Origin of the sequence: Kitasatospora sp. NPDC088391, from assembly GCF_044753345.1 — a bacterium.
Classification (GTDB): domain Bacteria; phylum Actinomycetota; class Actinomycetes; order Streptomycetales; family Streptomycetaceae; genus Kitasatospora.
In genome coordinates, this window is sequence record NZ_JBIVNB010000010.1 from 194,561 (window position 1) to 211,757 (window position 17,197).

The following is a 17,197-nucleotide window of genomic DNA, read 5'->3' on the forward strand; positions in this document are numbered from 1 at the left end:
TTCCGGCCACGCTGCTGTGAGAGGAGAGGGGCCGTGTCCCAGACGGTCGACCGCGCGCTGACCATCCTGGCCTCGCTCGGCGAGGGCCCGGCGTCGCTGGAGCAGGCCGCCGCCCGGATCGGTGTGCACAAGTCCACCGCGCTGCGGCTGCTGCGCACCCTGCAGGAGCACGGCTTCGTCCACCGGCAGTCCGACCAGCGCTACCGGCTCGGCGGCCGGCTGTTCGCGCTGGCCCACCAGGCGCTGGAGGGCATCGACATCCGGCAGGTCGCCGCCCCGTACCTGGCGGTGCTGAACGAGCGCTACGGGCACACCGTGCACCTGTCGGTGCTGGAGGACGACGAGGTGCTGTACCTCGACAAGGTCGAGGCCAAGTACCCGGACCGGGACCGCAGCTGGCTGGGCGAGGCCAGCCGGATCGGCAAGCGCGCCCCGGCGGTGGCGACCGCGGCGGGCAAGGTGCTGCTGGCGGACCTGCCGGCCGAGCGGCTGGCGGCGTTCCTGGCGGAGGCCGAGTTCCCGGCCCGCACCCCGCAGTCGATCCGCGACCCGGAGGCGTTCCGGGTCGAGCTGGCCGAGGTGCGCCGGCTGGGCTGGGCGGTGGACCAGGCCGAGTACCAGGAGACGGTGAACTGCATCGCCGCCCCGATCGCCGGGACCGAGGGCACCGCGATCGCGGCCTGCTCGATCTCGGCGCCGGTCCGGGTGGCCTCGGTGACCGAGCTGAGCAAGCTGCTGCCGGAGCTGCTGTGCACGGTCGAGGCGATCTCGCTGGCGTACGGCGGCTCGCCTACTCCTCGCTGGTGCGAGAACCGTTGCGGTGCCAAGCACGAGGTGCGCGCCAGCCGTACTTGAGCGCGAACATCCGCATGGTGAACGCGGCGACGGCGGCCAGCGAGGCGGTCAGCGGGGTGAGCCGCCCGGTGGCGATCAGCAGCGTGACGATCGCCGAGCCGACCAGCGCGGGCACCGCGTAGATCTCCCGGTCCCAGCGCAGCAGCGAGGGCGGCTCCATCGCCAGCAGGTCGCGGACCACGCCGCCGCCGGCCGCGGTGAGCATGCCGCAGGCCACCGAGGCGACCGCGCCGAGCCCGTGGTCGTGCGCCTTGATGGTGCCGGTGACGCAGAACAGGCCGAGGCCCGCCGCGTCCAGCACCATCACGGCCCGGGTGATCCGCTCCACCTCGGGGTGCAGGAAGAACACCACCACGCCCGCGACCAGCGGGGTCGGGAAGTAGCCGGCGTTGGTGAACGCGGCCACCGGCAGCGCGCCGATCACCAGGTCGCGCAGCACGCCGCCGCCGAGCGCGGTGGCCTCGGCCAGGACGCAGATGCCGAAGATGTCCATGTTCTTGCGGACCGCCATCAGGCCGCCGGAGAGCGCGAACACGAAGATGCCCACCAGGTCGAGCACCTGCTGGACGTTGTGCGGGAAGATCTCGGATGTCACCCGGCCAGTGTCCATGTCGCCGTTCCGCGGCCCGCCCCCGGGCCGTCAGGCGTAGGACTCGCGCGGCGCCGGACCGCCCAGCGCGTTCCGCCTGGCCGGCATCCGAAGGGTCGTCATCCGCCGCCAGCCGCCCGCCCGTTCGTAGCCGTGCACGGCGTGGATGCCCGCCGCCAGCGCCGCCGACTTGGCGCGCGGCCAGTGCAGCAGCTCGCCCAGGTGCGCCATCACGGCGAGGCTGACGTCCCGGTAGGTGCGGATCTCGGCCCGGGCGGTGGACTGCAGGGTGTCCAGGATCGTCCGGCCGTGGCCGAGGCGGGCCAGCCGGAGCAGCTCCTCGTGGCAGAACGCCAGGTGGTTGTCCTCGTCGTGGGAGATCATCCGGACCGCCCGGCCCAGGTCGGGGTGGTCGCCGAAGATCTTCTTGAGCATCAGCATCTGCTCGGCGGCGCGCTGTTCGGTGACCCGGCTGTGCGCCAGGTAGGTGATCACGTCCCGCTCGGCCAGCGGCTCGTCGCGGCGCAGCCGGGCGTGCGCGAGGCCGATGCCCCGGCGCTCCAGGATCATCGTGTAGTCGGTGTCGCCGGGGACGTCCCGCTCGGTCAGGCCGCGCCTGTGCAGCAGCGCCTTGAAGATCCGGCCGTGCTTGTCCTCGTCGGCGCCGTGCCGGGCGACCTTGGGGGCCAGTTCCGGGTCGGGGACCAGGCGGGCGATCCGGCCGTTCTCCCAGCCGCCCTGGTCCTCGCCCTTGGCGGCGATCGAGCAGAACAGCCGGAACGCCTGGTCGTCGTCGTGGATCTCCTGGAACAGACTGCGGGCCGACAGCATGGTGACCTACCCTCGCGCGGAAGCCTGGACGTTCCGCTCCAGTCAAGGCACCCGCGATCCGCCGGGCAACAGCTCGGCCGGGGGGCTGCGCCGGACGAAGGACGGCCGTGCCGCGCTCGGCCTAGCCGACCAGCCGGCGCCGCCAGTCCAGGCCGGTGACCCGGATCGCCTGGGCGGGGTCGCCCTCCCAATGGGTCGTCAGTTCGGCTGCCGCCAGCGCCCGGACGACCTCGTGGCCGACGGCGGCGGTGGTCTCCTCGGAGCCGTCGAAGCCGCCGTAGTACAGCATCAGGGTGCCGCCGGAGGCGACCGCCCCGGTGCTCTGCTGATGGAAGTAGACGAAGCCCCGGGCGTCCTCGTTCTCCGCGCCGATCTCCGCGTTGCCGCAGCTGCGGCAGCAGGCGAAGTTCTCCCGGGCGGTGAGGCCGGCCTCCTCCAGGGCGGCGAAGGCCCGGGCCAGCCGCTCCGGGTCGGTCTCGCCGGCCCAGTCGCGCTGCTCGGCGACCCGCTCCAGCCACAGCCGGTCGGCGAGCTGCTTGGCCTGCTCCTCCGTCACCGGCCGGCGGTCGCCGTCGACCAGGTACTCCTCGGCCAGTTCGGCGGCCTCCGCCAGGGTGGCGTAGCCGCCCGCCAGCAGCTGCCGGACCTCGTCGACCAGGGCCTGCTCGTCCTCCGCGGACAGCGTGAGCGGCGCGGGCTCCGGGTCGGGCCCGAAGTCGATCCGCTCCCACTCCGCCCCGGCGTCCCAGTCGGCGTCCCCGCGGGCCCAGCCGAGCAGCAGCGCGCCGACCTGCTCCGGCCCCTCGACCCGCGTCCCGTAGTGCCGGGACGGGGCGCCGTCCCGGTGCTCGACCGTCCAGCCGCCGTTCTCGGGGCAGGCCTGGGCGTAGGTGTCCGGCAGGTCGGGGACCCGCTGGAGGACCAGGAAGGCGTCCGGCCAGTGGACCATGTCCCGCACCATGTCGAGGAGTTCGTCCTCGGACACGCGCACCCGGAGGACGTCGGACTGGTCCCGCACCGCGATCTGAAGCATGGCGGCCACTGTGCCACGCGGTGCGGACAGTCCGGTCCCCGGGCCGCTCCGGCCCGGGCTACTCCGCGGCGTTCTCCGGGAAGTGGCAGGCCACCTGGTGCCCGGCGGCCGCGACGGTCAGCGGCGGCTCCTCGACGGCGCACTTCTCCTGGGCCTTCCAGCAGCGGGTGCGGAACCGGCAGCCGGACGGCGGGTTGAGCGGGGAGGGGACGTCGCCGGTGAGGCGGATCCGCTCGCGCTGCTCCTTGCGCCGCGGGTCGGGCACCGGGACGGCGGACATCAGCGCGTTGGTGTAGGGGTGCATCGGGCGGGCGTAGAGCGCGTCCCGGTCGGCGATCTCCACCACCTTGCCGAGGTACATCACGGCGACCCGGTCGGAGACGTGCCGGACCACCGAGAGGTCGTGCGCGATGATCAGGTAGGTCAGGCCGAGTTCGTTCTGCAGGTCGTCGAGGAGGTTGACCACCTGCGCCTGGATCGAGACGTCGAGGGCCGAGACCGGCTCGTCGGCGACGATCATCCTGGGGCGCAGGGCGAGCGCCCGGGCGATGCCGATGCGCTGGCGCTGGCCGCCGGAGAACTCGTGCGGGTAGCGGTTGTAGTGCTCGGGGCTGAGGCCGCACAGCTCCAGCAGTTCCTGGACGGCCTTCTTCACGCCGCCCTCGGTGGCGACCTTCTGCAGCCGGAAGGGCGCGCCGACGATGGTGCCGACGGTGTGCCGGGGGTTGAGCGAGGAGTACGGGTCCTGGAAGATCATCTGGATGTCCCGGCGGAGCGGTCGCATCGCCGCGGCGCCGAGGTGGGTGATGTCGGTGCCCTCGAACTCGATCGTCCCGGAGGTGGGTTCGTCGAGGCGGGTGACCAGGCGGCCCATGGTGGACTTGCCGCAGCCGGACTCGCCGACCACGCCGAGGGTCTCGCCGGCCCGCACCTCGAAGTCGATGCCGTCGACCGCGCGGACCGCGCCGACCTGGCGCTTGAACAGGCCCTTGGTGACGGGGAAGTGCCGGGTGAGCCCGGTGACCCGCAGCAGGGGTTCCCGGTCGGACGGTCCGGCCTGGGCCGGCACGGTCGCGGTCTGACGGTCCGTCATCGCTGCTCTCCAAGTGGGTGGTACGTGCTCACAGCCGGGGCGCGATCTCTTCGGCGAAGATCCGGTGGCGTTCGGCGATCGGCAGGTGGCAGGCGGCGTGGTGCCGGGGCGCGGCCTCGGCGAGGACGGGCACCTCGCTCGCGGAGCGGCCGCCGGTGAGCTCGGCGTACGGGCAGCGCGGGTGGAAGGCGCAGCCGGACGGCACGTTGATCAGGCTGGGCGGGGTGCCCTTGACCGGGGTGAGCCGGTCCTGCAGCTCGCGGTCGAGGCGGGGCATCGAGCCGAGCAGGCCCCAGGTGTAGGGGTGTTCGGGGCCCTCGAAGAGGGTGGCCGCGGGGCCGCGCTCGACCGGCTTGCCGCCGTACATCACCAGGATGTCGTCGGCGAGTTCGGCGACCACGCCGAGGTCGTGGGTGATGATGACGACCGCGGAGCCGAACTCCTTCTGCAGGTCGCGGATCAGGTCGAGGATCTGCGCCTGGACGGTGACGTCGAGCGCGGTGGTCGGCTCGTCGGCGATCAGCAGCGAGGGGTCGTTGACCAGCGCCATCGCGATCATCGCGCGCTGCCGCATGCCGCCGGAGAACTCGTGCGGGTAGCTGTCGACCCGCTGGTCGGGCTGCGGGATGCCGACCCGGTCGAGCATCTCGACGGCGCGCTTGCGGGCTTCCTTCTTCTTGGCCTGCGGGTGGTGCACCCGGTACGCCTCGGTGATCTGCTGCCCGACCGTGTAGTACGGGTGCATCGCGGTCAGCGGGTCCTGGAAGATCATCGCCATCTCGCGGCCGCGCAGTTGGCGCACCCGCTCGGGGCCGGCCGCGATCAGCTCCTCGCCGTCCAGCCAGATCTCGCCGGTGATCCGGGCCCGCTTGGAGCGGTGCAGGCCCATGATGCCGAGCGAGGTGACGGACTTGCCGGAGCCGGACTCGCCGACGATGCCGAGGGTCTTCCCGCGCTCCAGGTCGAAGCTCACCCCGTCCACCGACTTGACCAGGCCGTCGTCGGTGTCGAAGTGGATCTTCAGGTCGCGGACGGAGAGGAAGGCCCCCGGGGAAGGCTTCTCGATCTCGATCATGACAGCCTCACGCGGGGGTCGACGGCGGCGTACAGGAGGTCAACCAGGAGGTTGCAGAGGACGATGAAGAAGGCGGCGACCAGGGTGACGCCGAGGACCTTGGGGAGGTCGTTCTCGCCGATGGCCTGGACGGCGTAGGCGCCGATGCCCTTGAGCGAGAAGACCTGCTCGGTGATCAGGGCGCCGCCGAGCAGCAGGCCGAGGTCCATGCCGAAGATGGTGATGATCGGGGTCAGCGCGGCGCGCAGGCCGTGCCGGACGACCACCTTCCGCTCCTCCAGGCCCTTGGCCCGGGCGGTGCGGATGTAGTCCTCGCTCATCGTCTCCAGCATCCCGGCCCGGGTGAGCCGGGCGTAGAGCGCGGAGTAGAGGAAGGCGAGCGAGATCCAGGCGAGCATCAGGTGCCCGGCCCAGGCGAACGGGTCGTCGGTGAAGGCGACGTACTCGATGTTCCCGAAGACCACCCACTTGTAGTGGAAGAGCCACTGCACCAGCAGGCCGGTGAAGAAGATCGGGGCGGAGACGCCGGCCAGCGCGATGCCCATCGAGGCGCGGTCGAAGACCGAGCGCGGCTTGAGCGCGGAGACCACACCCGTGGAGACGCCCGCGACCAGCCAGATCACGGCCGCGCCGATGGCCAGCGAGAAGGTGACCGGGATCCGCGAGGAGATCTCGGGCCAGACCTCGACGTGGTTCTTGAAGGAGTACCCGAAGCAGGGGACGTGGCAGCTGACCGGGTCCGGGCCGAAGCTGTACTCGGCACCGCTGACCAGGCCCTTCAGGAACCGGCCGTACTGGACGTAGAGCGGCTGGTCGAACCCGAGGTTCTGCTTGACCGCGGCGATCGCCTCGGGGCTCGGGTTCTTGCCGACGTACTGGGCGGCCAGCTGGTCGGTGGTCTCACCGGCCAGGGCCGGCAGCACGAAGAAGATCGCGAAGGTGATCGCGCTGACCACCAGCAGCAGCAGGACGGCCGCGGCGACCCTTCGGATGATGTAAGCGAGCATAGTTGGACGGCCGCGGCGGCCCGCCTCCGTCCCGGGGGTCCGGGTCGGAGGCGGGCGCCGCTGCCTTCACCTGCCTTCAGGGGTGTGGAGCCAGGGTCTCTGGAGCCAGGGCCTTACTTGGAGACGCCGATGTTCAGGTAGTCGTACTCACCCGAGAAGGCGGGGGTGGTGCCCATGTTGGTGGCGGACGCCGGGCGGTACAGGAAGACCTTGTAGTAGGTCAGCGGGACGATGACCGCGGCCTCCATGGTCTTCTTGTCGATCTCGGCGTAGATCTTCTCGCGGGCCGCGCGGTCCGGGTTGGCGATCGCGTCGGAGAGCAGCTTGTTGATCGCCGGGTCGTTCAGCTCGGACAGGTTGGTGTTGCCGGACTTCTTGATCGCGTTGCCGTCGACGACCTGCTGCAGGAAGCCGTAGCCGGTCGGCCAGTCGGAGCCCCACTGCATCATCATCAGGCCGATGTTGTGCTCCTTGTTGTACGCCGGAACACCCGCGAAGTCCGAGAAGTACTTGCCCTGCGGGAACTGCTGGATGTCGACGGTGATGCCGACCTTCTGCAGGGCGGCCTGGACGGCGGTGGCCGAGGCGACCTCGGTGGCGCGGTCCTGGCGGGCCATGATGGTGGTCTTGAAGCCGTCGGGCTTGCCGCACGCCTTCAGGGCGTCCTTGGCCTTGGCCTCGTCCGCCTTGTTGCCGGCGGTCTGGTACAGGTTGAAGTCCTGGTGGCCCGGGATGTCCGGGGGCAGCACGGTGGAGGCGATGTCGCCGCGGATCGGGCCGCCGATCGCGGTCTGCACCGAGACCTTGTCGATCGCGTACTGGACGGCCTTGCGGCAGTCGATGTTGTCGAACGGCGCGACCTGGGTGTTGATCGCGGTGTAGACCAGGCGGCCGCCGTAGGCGTTGTCGGTCGCGGCCTTCAGCTTCGGGTCCTGCAGGATCTTGGCCTGGGTCTGCGGGTCGACGCCCTTGCCGGCCAGGTCGACCTGGGCGTTGCCGGCCAGCAGGTCCTGGTCGATGGTCGCCTGCGCGATCTTCAGCTTGACCTGGATCTTGTCCGCGAGCTGCTTGCGGATCGGGTCGCTCTTCGGGTCCCAGTTGGTGTTCGGGACGAGCACGACCTCCTTGCCGTCCTCGTAGCTCTGGAACTTGTAGGAGCCGGAGGAGACGATGTGCTTCACGTAGTCCGCGCCGGTGTCCTTGGCCTGCGGGACCGGGACGGTCTGCGGGGCGGAGACCAGGTAGTCGAAGTCCGCGAACGGCTGCTTCAGGTGGAAGACGATGGTGGTGTCGTCCGGGGTCTCGATCGACTTCAGGTCGCCGGTCTTGTCCTTGTACGGGCCCTGGTACGGCTCCGGGTTGTCGACCAGCAGGTCGTGGAAGTAGGTCGGGCCGTTGGACAGCACGTCCGGCGCGAAGTTGGAGCGCTCGACCGCGTACTTGACGTCCTTCGAGGTGATCGCGGTGCCGTCGTCGTACTTCAGGCCCGCGCGCAGCTTGTAGGTCCAGGTCAGACCGTCGGTGCTGACCTTGCCCAGCGACTCGGCCAGGTCGGGGACGAGCTTGTTCGCCTCCTCGCCGGCGGCCGGGTTGAAGGTGGTCAGCGGACGGCCGTACAGGCGCGAGAAGTTGTACATGTACGCGTAGTACGTGTTGCCCGGGTCGAAGGAGTCCGGCACGTCGGAGTGCTCGTAGACAACCGTGCCGCCCTTCTTGTCCGAGACGTTCACGACGGCCTTGGTCGCGGCGTTGGCACCGGCGGCCTTGTCGCCACCGGAGTCACCGCTGCCGCCCTTGCTGCTGGAGCAGCCGGTGAGCGCCAGCGCGGTGGCCGCGGCGAGCGCGGTCAGCACGGTGATACGGGACCTGCGCATGGGAGAGATCAACCCCTTGGACGGTAGGAACGCGGGTGTGGCGGTGGAATCCTGACCCGAGGTCAGTTGTTCTTGGGGTCGAGGGCGTCTCGCAGCCCGTCGCCCAGCAGGTTGAAGGCCAGTACCGTGATGAAGATCGCCAGGCCGGGGACGAGCATGTACTGCGGGTCCACCTGGTAGTAGTCGATCGCGGTCGCCAGCATGCCGCCCCAGGAGGCCTGCGGAGGCTCGACGCCGACGCCGAGGAAGCTCAGGCCGGCCTCGAAGAGGATGTTGGTCGGGATCAGCAGGGTCGAGTAGACCAGGATCGGGCCGACCAGGTTCGGCAGCAGCTCCTTGAACAGGATGAACGGCGTCCGGGCGCCCAGGCTGCGGGCCGCGAAGACGAACTCGCGCTCGCGCAGCGAGAGGGTCTGGCCGCGCACGATCCGGCCCATGTAGGGCCAGTTGAAGAAGCCGATCACGAAGACCAGCACCGCGATGTGCAGCGAGGTCCCGTGCAGGCCGAAGGCGCCGTCCTTGAGCGAGGCCGAGATGGCGATCGCGAAGAGCAGCAGCGGGAAGGCCAGGAACATGTCCATCAGCCGGCTGATCACGGCGTCCACCCGGCCGCCGTAGTAGCCGGCCACGATGCCGAGCACGGTGCCGATCACGTTGGACAGCACCGTGGCGCCGAACGCGACCAGCAGCGACACCCAGGAGCCCTCGATGATCCGGGTCATGATGTCGCGGCCGTACTGGACGTCGATGCCGAGCGGGTGGTCCCAGCTCATGCCGCCGAAGTCGCCGGGCGGGATGCCGCCGAGGTTGGCGTCCAGCAGGTCCTGGTGGAACTCGTTCGGGTCGAGCCCGAAGACGGCCTCGATCGGCTTGGCCAGCACCGCGAGCAGCACCAGCAGGATCACCACCACGCCGCCGGCGACGGCGATCTTGTCGCGCTTGAAGCGCGTCCAGGCGATCCGGCCGAGGGAGCGGCCCTCGATCTGCTTGGCCGCGGTGGCGGCCTCACCGGCGGCGGGGCCGGCGGTCTCGGTGGGTGTGGTCATGGGTCAGTTCGTTCCCCTCGCCGACGGTGGCGGCCTCGGGTGGTGGTACCGCAACACCGGTCGGCGGTGCAGAAGTTCGTGCGGGATAACCATCAGGCGGGTTGCGCAGCACTCTCTGTCATGGGGAGCACCCGGCGGAAGACCGTGTTCGGGAAGGATGCCTAACTGTGATCTGTGGGCATGCAAGATCACTCACTGCGCATATCGCTCTTCACACAGCTGTTACATGTCCGTCAAGAGGCCCCGTGACGACACCCCGCCACTGGCGGGATAACGCCAGGTGTTCCGGGTGCTCCGCGCGTAGACACCGGGGTGACGAAAAACCCCCGCCGGCTGCGGAAGCAGCCGGATCGGGGGTTTTCGAACGGTCCGTCAGGGGGTATGGTCAACGGCCCCCGTAGCCCGGCCAGGGAGCCTGCGGCCAGCCCTGGGCCGGCCCGGCGGGCGGTTGCGCTCCGTAACCGAAGCCGGTCGGGTAGGGCTGCGGACCCCCGTGCGGACCGCCCTGCGGCGCCCCGTGCGGCGCGCCCTGCCGGTCGAAGAACGGGCGGGCGTTGGCCCACATCCACATCGCCACCGGGTCGAACTCGTCGGCCAGCATCACGGTGGAGACGGCCGGCCCCTCGGGGGCCTGCGCGGCAGCGCGCTGCACCAGCGCCCGGGCCGCCTCGACCGCGGGCGGCGAGGTGTCGTACAGGTCCAGCCCGACCGCCAGGTAGGGCTCGCCGAGCACCGGCTGCACCCAGGCCCGCCGCAGCGAGCGCAGCGGCCGCACCTCGGGGGCCTGCTGCTCCAGCACGGTGAAGAACTGCGGTGCCCGACCGGCCGGTTCGGAGATCCGCAGCGGCCCGGCCGGCAGCAGGTCCAGCCCGACCGCGATCCGCCGCAGGTCGGCCCAGGGCACGCCGACCCCGCCGCCGGGGCGGTGCGGGTCCAGCCACAGGCCCCAGCGGGAGCGGTACAGCGAGGCGGCGATCTCCGGCCCGGAGACCACCTCGTGGCCGCGCGACCAGCCGCAGGCGGCCAGTTGGTCCGGCGAGGTGACGCAGGGGGCGTAGCCGTGGCCGCCGACGTCCATGTTCCCGTACTGGGCGTCCGGGCTGCCGGGGCTGCCGTGCCAGAGCAGCATCCAGACCTGCCCGCCCGCGAGGGCGCGCAACAGCCCCTCGTACGCCTCCCAGCGCTCCGGTGCGACCGCTGCGAGGGCGCGCTCGATCGCGCCCGGGTCGCCGGCTGCTCCCGCCACGTCGCCGCCTCGTCTCTCGTCTTCCTCGCCCGCCCGGTCCACCGCGCTCGGTGGGCCGGGGCAACCCTATGGGGCGGGCCCGACAGCCGTCATGCCGCGTCCCCCGTGCGGCCCCCGCGGGGCGGCCCGGGCCCGTCGGCTCAGGGCCGCACGTAGAAGGGCTGCACCCGGCCGAGCAGCCAGTCCACCACCGGGTCGGCGACCAGGTCGAGCAGCACCAGGTGGACGCCCCACGAGGGCGCCGCGGTTCCGAGCGCCCGGCCGAGCGCCAGGTTGACCTCGCCGGGGTCGGCGGGGGCGGCCGGGTCGAGCTGCACGGCGACGTACAGCAGGGTGGCCTCGCCCTCGACCTTCGCCAGCGCCCGACGGGCCGTCAGCACGCCCGGCAGCGCGGCGAGTTCGCCAGTGGCGGCGGCCAGGAAGGCGAACGGCTCCTGGTGCGGCTCGGGCTCCTTGAGCGCCACCCGGGCCCCCTCGGTGACGCCCTGCGCCTCCCACTCCTGGCCGCGCGGCCCGCGCCGCAGCTCGCCCACGCCCTCCGGCGGCACCGGGATGCCCACCGGCGCCTCCGGGTTGACCGCGACGCCGATGCCCAGCGGCAGGCCGCGGGCGAACTCCCACATCGGGGCGATCGCGAACGGCAGTCCCGGGCAGTGTTGGAGGAACTGCTCCTGCGAGGAGTACACCGGCACGTAGGGGGCGCCGGCCAGTTCCAGGGTCGGCAGGTCGAGCGCGCCGGACTGCGGGTCGGCGCCGGACGGCAGCGGGACCCACACCTGGCTGCGGGCCAGCACCTCGATCACCCGGGGCGTCGCCCCGGGGTCGCCGAGCGCCGCCGTCAGCACCTGCTCCAGCTCGTTGGCCGGCCAGGCCCCGCCCTCCGGCACCTGCCCCAGCGGGAACCCCATCTCGCCCCTCCACATCCGCGGTTGCGCCCAGATTAGCGGCGCGGGCGGGTGCCCCGCGGCACCCGCGGCACCGGGGCGCCCGGCGGCCCGGCGGGGGGCCGGTCGCAGGTGTACCCCCGGGGCGCGGCCCGACCCCTCTCCCGCGAGCGGCCCGCGGCATGCCATGATGGGCCCGCCCAAACTTCATACCGGCCGCTCGAACCCGCGCGGGAGAGCCGGAACGGCCTGTCCACAGGCCGCGACCGGCGCCGAAGGAGCAAGTCCTCCCCGGAATCTCTCAGGCACCCCTACCGCGTGGGCGAGGCAGATCTGGAAAGTGGACACGGCCGCGCCGTGCGCCCACCCACGGTGCAAGCCGCCCTACCTTGTTCAGGAGGCGGTGAAGCTCTCAGGTTCGACGACAGATGGGGAGACCCGCCCCAGCCTGCCCGTTTCCAGATCCCGGGAGTCCTGTCGTGTCCCTCCGCCTGACCGCGCTCGACGCGCTGCACCGCTCGCTCGGCGCCACCATGACCGACTTCGCCGGCTGGGACATGCCGCTGCGCTACGGCAGCGAGCGCGAGGAGCACCTCGCGGTCCGCACCCGGGCCGGGCTGTTCGACCTCTCGCACATGGGCGAGATCACCGTCTCCGGCCCGCAGGCGGGCGAGCTGCTCGACCACGCCCTGGTCGGCTTCATCTCCGCGCTCGGCGTGCTGCGCGCCCGCTACACGATGATCTGCCGCGAGGACGGCGGCATCCTGGACGACCTGATCGTCTACCGCACCGCCGAGGACGAGTACCTGGTGGTCGCCAACGCCTCCAACGCCCAGGTGGTGCTGGACGCGCTGACCGAGCGCGCGGCCGGCTTCGACGCCGTGGTCCGCGACGACCGGGACGCCTACGCGCTGCTCGCCGTCCAGGGCCCGGAGGCGAACGGCATCCTGGCCAAGCTGACCGACGCCGACCTGCCCGGCCTGAAGTACTACGCCCTGCTGCCCGCCACCGTGGCCGACCGCCAGGTCTGGCTGGCCCGCACCGGCTACACCGGCGAGGACGGCTTCGAGGTGTTCTGCGCCCCCGCCGACGCCGCGCACCTGTGGACCGCGCTCTCCGAGGCCGGCACCGCCGAGGGCCTGGTCCCGTGCGGCCTGTCCTGCCGCGACACGCTGCGCCTGGAGGCCGGCATGCCGCTGTACGGGCACGAGCTGTCCACCGGGCTGACCCCGTTCGACGCCGGCCTGGGCCGGGTGGTGCGCTTCGACAAGACCACCAACGACGGCGCCTTCGTCGGCCGCAAGGCCCTGGAGGAGGCCGCCGCCGCGGCCGAGGCCAACCCGCCGCGCAAGCTGGTCGGTCTGGTCTCCGAGGGCAAGCGCGTCCCGCGCGCCGAGTACTCCGTGGTGGACGCCGAGGGCGCCGTGATCGGCCGGATCACCTCCGGCTCGCCGTCCCCGACGCTGGGCAAGCCGATCGCGATCGCGTACGTGGACGCCGCGCACGCCGAGCCGGGCAGCACCGTCGCGGTCGACGTCCGCGGCAAGGCCGAGCCGGTCCAGGTCGTCGCGCTGCCGTTCTACAAGCGCGCCCGCTGACCCCCCGTCAGCCCCCAGAGCAGTCCTTTTCCGGTTCGTCCGCCCAGCGGACGGCCGCGCCCTCCCCTCCCGCGATCCTGGAGAATGACGTCATGAGCAACCCCACGCACCTGCAGTACACCAAGGAGCACGAGTGGCTGACCGCCGCCGTGGACGGGGTGTCCACGGTCGGCATCACCGCGCACGCGGCCGACGCCCTCGGTGACATCGTGTACGTCCAGCTCCCCGAGGTCGGTGACACCGTCACCGCGGGTGAGACCTGTGGCGAGCTCGAGTCCACCAAGTCGGTCAGCGACCTCTACTCCCCCGCCACCGGCGAGGTCACCGAGGTCAACCAGGCCGTCATCGACGAGCCGGCCCTGGTCAACTCGGAGCCCTTCGAGGGCGGTTGGCTGTTCAAGGTCCGGGTCGAGGCGACCGACGAGCTGCTCGACGCCGACGGCTACACCGCCTTCACCGGCGCCTGACCGGGAGACCCCCTCATGACGGTTCTCAACCAGTCCCTCCACGCGCTCGACCCGGAGATCGCCGCCGCGGTCGACGCCGAGCTGCACCGCCAGCAGACCACCCTGGAAATGATCGCCTCCGAGAACTTCGCCCCGGTGGCGGTCATGGAGGCCCAGGGCTCGGTGCTCACCAACAAGTACGCCGAGGGCTACCCCGGCCGCCGCTACTACGGCGGCTGCGAGCACGTCGACGTGGTCGAGCAGATCGCCATCGACCGGATCAAGGACCTGTTCGGCGCCGAGCACGCCAACGTCCAGCCGCACTCCGGCGCGCAGGCCAACGCCGCCGCGATGTTCGCGCTGATCCAGCCGGGCGACACCATCCTGGGCCTGAACCTGGCCCACGGCGGTCACCTGACCCACGGCATGAAGATCAACTTCTCCGGCAAGCTCTACAACGTGGCCGCCTACCACGTGGACGAGAAGACCGGCCAGGTCGACATGGCCGAGGTCGAGCGCCTCGCCAAGGAGCACCAGCCCAAGCTGATCATCGCCGGCTGGTCCGCCTACCCCCGCCAGCTGGACTTCGCCGCGTTCCGCCGCGTCGCGGACGAGGTCGGCGCCCTGCTGATGGTCGACATGGCGCACTTCGCCGGCCTGGTCGCCGCCGGTCTGCACCCCTCCCCGGTGCCGTACGCGGACGTGGTCACCACCACCACGCACAAGACCCTGGGCGGCCCGCGCGGCGGCGTCATCCTCTCCAAGGCCGAGTGGGCCAAGAAGATCAACTCCGCGGTCTTCCCCGGCCAGCAGGGCGGTCCGCTGGAGCACGTGATCGCCGCCAAGGCCGTCGCGTTCAAGGTCGCCGCCTCCGAGGAGTTCAAGGAGCGCCAGCAGCGCACCCTGGACGGCGCGAAGATCCTCGCCGAGCGCCTGCTCAAGGACGACGTGGCCGCCTCCGGCGTCTCCGTCCTCTCCGGCGGCACCGACGTGCACCTGGTCCTGGTCGACCTGCGCAACAGCGAGCTGAACGGCCAGGACGCCGAGGACCGCCTGCACGAGGTCGGCATCACGGTCAACCGGAACGCCGTCCCGAACGACCCGCGCCCGCCGATGGTCACCTCCGGCCTGCGGATCGGCACCCCGGCGCTGGCCACCCGCGGCTTCGGCGCCGAGGACTTCCGCGAGGTCGCCGACGTCATCGCCGAGGCCCTGCTCCCGGGCTTCGACGAGGCCAAGGCCGAGGCGCTGAAGGCCCGGGTCTCCGCCCTGGCCGCGAAGCACCCGCTCTACCCCGAGCTGTAACCCCACCCCCTTCGGGTGGTCCCGGGGCACCGCGCACACTGGACAGTGAGTGCGGTGCCCCGTTCCATGCCCCGCTCCCGTCCCACCGGACGGGCCACTCCACGAGACCCGACAAGGACGTCACCCCGTGGCCCTCAGCGTCTTCGACCTCTTCTCCATCGGCATCGGGCCGTCTTCCTCGCACACCGTCGGCCCGATGCGGGCCGCCCGGATGTTCGCCCGCCGCCTCAACTCCGAAGGCCTGCTCGACCGGGTCTCCTCGGTCCGCGCCGAACTGTACGGCTCGCTCGGCGCCACCGGGCACGGCCACGGCACCCCCAAGGCCGTCCTGCTCGGCCTCGCCGGCCACTCGCCGCGCACCGTCGACGTGGAACTCGCCGACGGCGACGTGGACCGCATCCGCGCCGAGAAGCGGATCGGCCTGCTCGGTCGGCACGAGATCCCGTTCGACCCCGACACCGACCTGGTGCTGCACCGCCGCAAGGCCCTCCCGTACCACGCCAACGGCATGACCCTGTGGGCGTACGCCGCCGACGGCGGCGAACTGCTCGCCAAGACCTACTACTCCGTCGGCGGCGGCTTCGTCGTCGACGAGGACGCCATCGGCGAGGCCCGGGTCAAGCCCGACGACACCGCGCTGCGCTACCCCTTCCGCACCGGCGAGGAGCTGCTCCGCCTCACCCGGGAGACCGGCCTGTCCATCTCCGGCCTGATGCTGGAGAACGAGAAGGCGTGGCGCACCGAGGCCGAGATCCGGACCGGGCTGCTGGAGATCTGGGCCGTCATGAAGGAGTGCGTCGCGGCCGGCATGGCCCGCGAGGGCATCCTCCCCGGCGGCCTCAAGGTCCGCCGCCGCGCCGCCAGCGCGGCCCGCGCGCTGCGCGCCGAGGGCATCGGCCCGGGCAACGCGATGGAGTGGGTCACCCTCTACGCGATGGCCGTCAACGAGGAGAACGCCTCCGGCCGCCGGGTGGTCACCGCCCCCACCAACGGCGCGGCCGGCATCATCCCCGCCGTCCTGCACTACTACCTCAACTTCATCCCCGGCGCGGACGAGGACGGCATCGTCCGCTTCCTGCTCGCCGCGGGCGCGATCGGCATGCTCTTCAAGGAGAACGCCTCCATCTCCGGCGCCGAGGTCGGCTGCCAGGGCGAGGTCGGCTCCGCCTGCTCGATGGCCGCCGGCGGCCTCGCCGAGGTCCTCGGCGGCTCCCCCGAGCAGGTCGAGAACGCCGCCGAGATCGGCATCGAGCACAACCTCGGCCTCACCTGCGACCCGGTCGGCGGCCTGGTCCAGATCCCCTGCATCGAACGCAACGGCATGGCCTCCGTCAAGGCCGTCACCGCCGCCCGGATGGCCCTCCGCGGCGACGGCCGCCACCACGTCTCCCTCGACAAGGCCATCAAGACCATGAAGGAGACCGGCGCCGACATGAAGATCAAGTACAAGGAGACCAGCCGCGGCGGCCTCGCCGTCAACGTCATCGAGTGCTGACGGCGCACTCCCCCGAAAACGGTGCGGGGCCCCTGTCCGCGGTGTCGCGGTCCGGGGCCCCTGCGCGTCACCCGGCGGCCTGGGGGGTGCGCGCCGCGGGTGGGGTGGTCGGGTTGTTGTGCCCGACGTGCATGACTATCGCATGATTTGGGTGGCGGGTAAAACCGAAAGCAAGGTCTGTGGCTCAGTTCACCTTCGGATGCCAGGCGGTCAGGCGACCGCGGCGGCGGCGCGTTCGCGGATCTTGATCTCGAACCAGACGCCCTTGCCGCGCGGCAGCAGGTCCGCGCCCCAGCGGTCGGCGATCGAGTCGACCAGCTTGAGGCCGTGCCCGTTGACGCAGACGGACTCGGGGGCGACGATCAGGCAGGGCATCGCGCGCGAGGAGTCGCGGACCTCGACCCGCAGCCAGCCGGGCCGCCGGACCACCTTGAGGCCGATCATCCGGCCCCCGGCGTGCCGGACGGCGTTGGCGACGAGTTCACCGGTGAGCAACTCGACGGCTTCCAGGAGCTGATGGAGTTTCCAGGTCTCTAAGACCGAGCGCACCAGCCGCCGGGCCACCCCGGCCGACTCCGGACGGGAGGGCAGCCGCACCTCCTCGCCGGCGTCGGGATCACTGAGGACGCCGAAGAAGATGTGCTCCATCTCCTCCGGCGTCAGCCGTTCCAGGTCGGCCAGCACGACGCGGGCGCCGATCCCCGACGGATCGTCACCCCGGCTGCCGGCCGGTGGAAGTGATGCCCGCTCCGCTTCGCCCCATCCCGCCATGCGCCCCATCATTGCGGAACGCGAGCGGCCGCGTACGGACAATGAGCAA

The 17,197-nt window shown here is 71.7% G+C and carries 16 protein-coding genes and 1 riboswitch; of the genes, 5 read left to right on the forward strand and 11 right to left on the reverse strand.

The genetic code is table 11. The annotated features are described in order from the left end of the window. Nucleotides 1-33 precede the first annotated feature (33 nt). On the forward strand, nt 34-855 hold the full coding sequence (locus tag ACIQBJ_RS27275) for an IclR family transcriptional regulator (protein WP_400715641.1): 822 nt from the start codon (nt 34-36) through the stop codon (nt 853-855). Here ACIQBJ_RS27275 and ACIQBJ_RS27280 read toward each other — a convergent pair. From ACIQBJ_RS27280 to ACIQBJ_RS27325, 10 genes are all read right to left on the reverse strand, one after another. Further along, the gene (locus ACIQBJ_RS27280; RefSeq protein ID WP_400715643.1) at nt 791-1,450 is read right to left on the reverse strand and encodes a trimeric intracellular cation channel family protein; all 660 of its coding nucleotides are present in this window, start codon (nt 1,448-1,450) and stop codon (nt 791-793) included. The two genes, ACIQBJ_RS27275 and ACIQBJ_RS27280, sit on opposite strands and share 65 nt — an antisense overlap. Nucleotides 1,451-1,495: 45 nt before the next feature. Then, a complete protein-coding gene (locus ACIQBJ_RS27285) occupies nt 1,496-2,275 on the reverse strand; it encodes a ferritin-like domain-containing protein (RefSeq protein ID WP_400715645.1) in 780 nt (259 codons plus the stop codon). A 121-nt stretch (nt 2,276-2,396) separates the two neighbouring features. Beyond that, nucleotides 2,397-3,308: a DUF6891 domain-containing protein gene (locus tag ACIQBJ_RS27290; RefSeq protein WP_400715647.1), complete on the reverse strand. Its 912-nt coding sequence runs from the start codon at nt 3,306-3,308 to the stop codon at nt 2,397-2,399. A 58-nt stretch (nt 3,309-3,366) separates the two neighbouring features. Continuing rightward, on the reverse strand, nt 3,367-4,401 hold the full coding sequence (locus ACIQBJ_RS27295; protein WP_400715649.1) for an ABC transporter ATP-binding protein: 1,035 nt from the start codon (nt 4,399-4,401) through the stop codon (nt 3,367-3,369). A gap of 28 nt (nt 4,402-4,429) precedes the next feature. Beyond that, nucleotides 4,430-5,476: an ABC transporter ATP-binding protein gene (locus ACIQBJ_RS27300; protein WP_400715651.1), complete on the reverse strand. Its 1,047-nt coding sequence runs from the start codon at nt 5,474-5,476 to the stop codon at nt 4,430-4,432. Further along, nucleotides 5,473-6,483, reverse strand: a complete 1,011-nt coding sequence (locus ACIQBJ_RS27305) for an ABC transporter permease (protein WP_400715653.1) — start codon at nt 6,481-6,483, stop codon at nt 5,473-5,475. Before ACIQBJ_RS27305 ends, ACIQBJ_RS27300 begins: the two co-directional genes overlap by 4 nt. 113 nt (nt 6,484-6,596) lie before the next feature. Further along, complete coding sequence (locus ACIQBJ_RS27310) at nt 6,597-8,357, reverse strand: ABC transporter substrate-binding protein (RefSeq protein WP_400715655.1); 1,761 nt, start codon at nt 8,355-8,357, stop codon at nt 6,597-6,599. 62 nt (nt 8,358-8,419) lie between these two features. Continuing rightward, entirely contained in the window at nt 8,420-9,403 is a 984-nt protein-coding gene (locus tag ACIQBJ_RS27315; protein WP_400715657.1) for an ABC transporter permease, read from the reverse strand. A gap of 385 nt (nt 9,404-9,788) precedes the next feature. Further along, nucleotides 9,789-10,649, reverse strand: a complete 861-nt coding sequence (locus ACIQBJ_RS27320) for an enhanced serine sensitivity protein SseB C-terminal domain-containing protein (RefSeq protein ID WP_400715659.1) — start codon at nt 10,647-10,649, stop codon at nt 9,789-9,791. Between the two features lie 140 nt (nt 10,650-10,789). Then, nucleotides 10,790-11,557, reverse strand: a complete 768-nt coding sequence (locus tag ACIQBJ_RS27325) for an enhanced serine sensitivity protein SseB C-terminal domain-containing protein (RefSeq protein WP_400715661.1) — start codon at nt 11,555-11,557, stop codon at nt 10,790-10,792. A 197-nt stretch (nt 11,558-11,754) separates the two neighbouring features. Next, nucleotides 11,755-11,860, forward strand: a riboswitch (glycine riboswitch). A 101-nt stretch (nt 11,861-11,961) separates the two neighbouring features. Between ACIQBJ_RS27325 and gcvT the strand changes: the two genes are divergently transcribed. The 4 genes from gcvT to ACIQBJ_RS27345 all read left to right on the forward strand — a co-directional run bounded on the left by gcvT (nt 11,962) and on the right by ACIQBJ_RS27345 (nt 16,377). Beyond that, the gene (gene gcvT / locus ACIQBJ_RS27330) at nt 11,962-13,131 is read left to right on the forward strand and encodes a glycine cleavage system aminomethyltransferase GcvT (RefSeq protein ID WP_400715663.1); all 1,170 of its coding nucleotides are present in this window, start codon (nt 11,962-11,964) and stop codon (nt 13,129-13,131) included. Between the two features lie 92 nt (nt 13,132-13,223). Continuing rightward, nucleotides 13,224-13,598 (forward strand): glycine cleavage system protein GcvH, encoded by a 375-nt coding sequence (gene gcvH / locus ACIQBJ_RS27335; RefSeq protein WP_380464730.1) that lies wholly within the window; start codon nt 13,224-13,226, stop codon nt 13,596-13,598. A 15-nt stretch (nt 13,599-13,613) separates the two neighbouring features. Then, nucleotides 13,614-14,882, forward strand: a complete 1,269-nt coding sequence (gene glyA, locus ACIQBJ_RS27340) for a serine hydroxymethyltransferase (protein ID WP_400715666.1) — start codon at nt 13,614-13,616, stop codon at nt 14,880-14,882. A 127-nt stretch (nt 14,883-15,009) separates the two neighbouring features. Continuing rightward, nucleotides 15,010-16,377, forward strand: coding sequence for an L-serine ammonia-lyase (locus ACIQBJ_RS27345; RefSeq protein ID WP_400715668.1), 1,368 nt, complete (start codon nt 15,010-15,012; stop codon nt 16,375-16,377). A 210-nt stretch (nt 16,378-16,587) separates the two neighbouring features. On the opposite strand, the gene ACIQBJ_RS27350 is transcribed toward ACIQBJ_RS27345, so the two are convergent. Next, nucleotides 16,588-17,061 carry an ATP-binding protein gene (locus ACIQBJ_RS27350; RefSeq protein ID WP_400715670.1) on the reverse strand — a complete coding sequence of 158 codons (474 nt, stop codon included), beginning with the start codon at nt 17,059-17,061 and terminating at the stop codon, nt 16,588-16,590. Nucleotides 17,062-17,197: the final 136 nt, after the last annotated feature.

Excerpts from the sequence above, each read along its gene's own strand:
- ACIQBJ_RS27285 (WP_400715645.1), bottom strand. The coding sequence starts at position 2,275 with ATGCTGTCGGCCCGCAGTCTGTTCCAGGAGATCCACGACGACGACCAG.
- gcvT (WP_400715663.1), top strand. The coding sequence starts at position 11,962 with ATGGGGAGACCCGCCCCAGCCTGCCCGTTTCCAGATCCCGGGAGTCCT.
- ACIQBJ_RS27300 (WP_400715651.1), bottom strand. The coding sequence starts at position 5,476 with ATGATCGAGATCGAGAAGCCTTCCCCGGGGGCCTTCCTCTCCGTCCGC.
- ACIQBJ_RS27325 (WP_400715661.1), bottom strand. The coding sequence starts at position 11,557 with ATGGGGTTCCCGCTGGGGCAGGTGCCGGAGGGCGGGGCCTGGCCGGCC.
- glyA (WP_400715666.1), top strand. The coding sequence starts at position 13,614 with ATGACGGTTCTCAACCAGTCCCTCCACGCGCTCGACCCGGAGATCGCC.
- ACIQBJ_RS27290 (WP_400715647.1), bottom strand. The coding sequence starts at position 3,308 with ATGCTTCAGATCGCGGTGCGGGACCAGTCCGACGTCCTCCGGGTGCGC.
- ACIQBJ_RS27305 (WP_400715653.1), bottom strand. The coding sequence starts at position 6,483 with ATGCTCGCTTACATCATCCGAAGGGTCGCCGCGGCCGTCCTGCTGCTG.
- ACIQBJ_RS27310 (WP_400715655.1), bottom strand. The coding sequence starts at position 8,357 with ATGCGCAGGTCCCGTATCACCGTGCTGACCGCGCTCGCCGCGGCCACC.
- gcvH (WP_380464730.1), top strand. The coding sequence starts at position 13,224 with ATGAGCAACCCCACGCACCTGCAGTACACCAAGGAGCACGAGTGGCTG.
- ACIQBJ_RS27295 (WP_400715649.1), bottom strand. The coding sequence starts at position 4,401 with ATGACGGACCGTCAGACCGCGACCGTGCCGGCCCAGGCCGGACCGTCC.
- ACIQBJ_RS27315 (WP_400715657.1), bottom strand. The coding sequence starts at position 9,403 with ATGACCACACCCACCGAGACCGCCGGCCCCGCCGCCGGTGAGGCCGCC.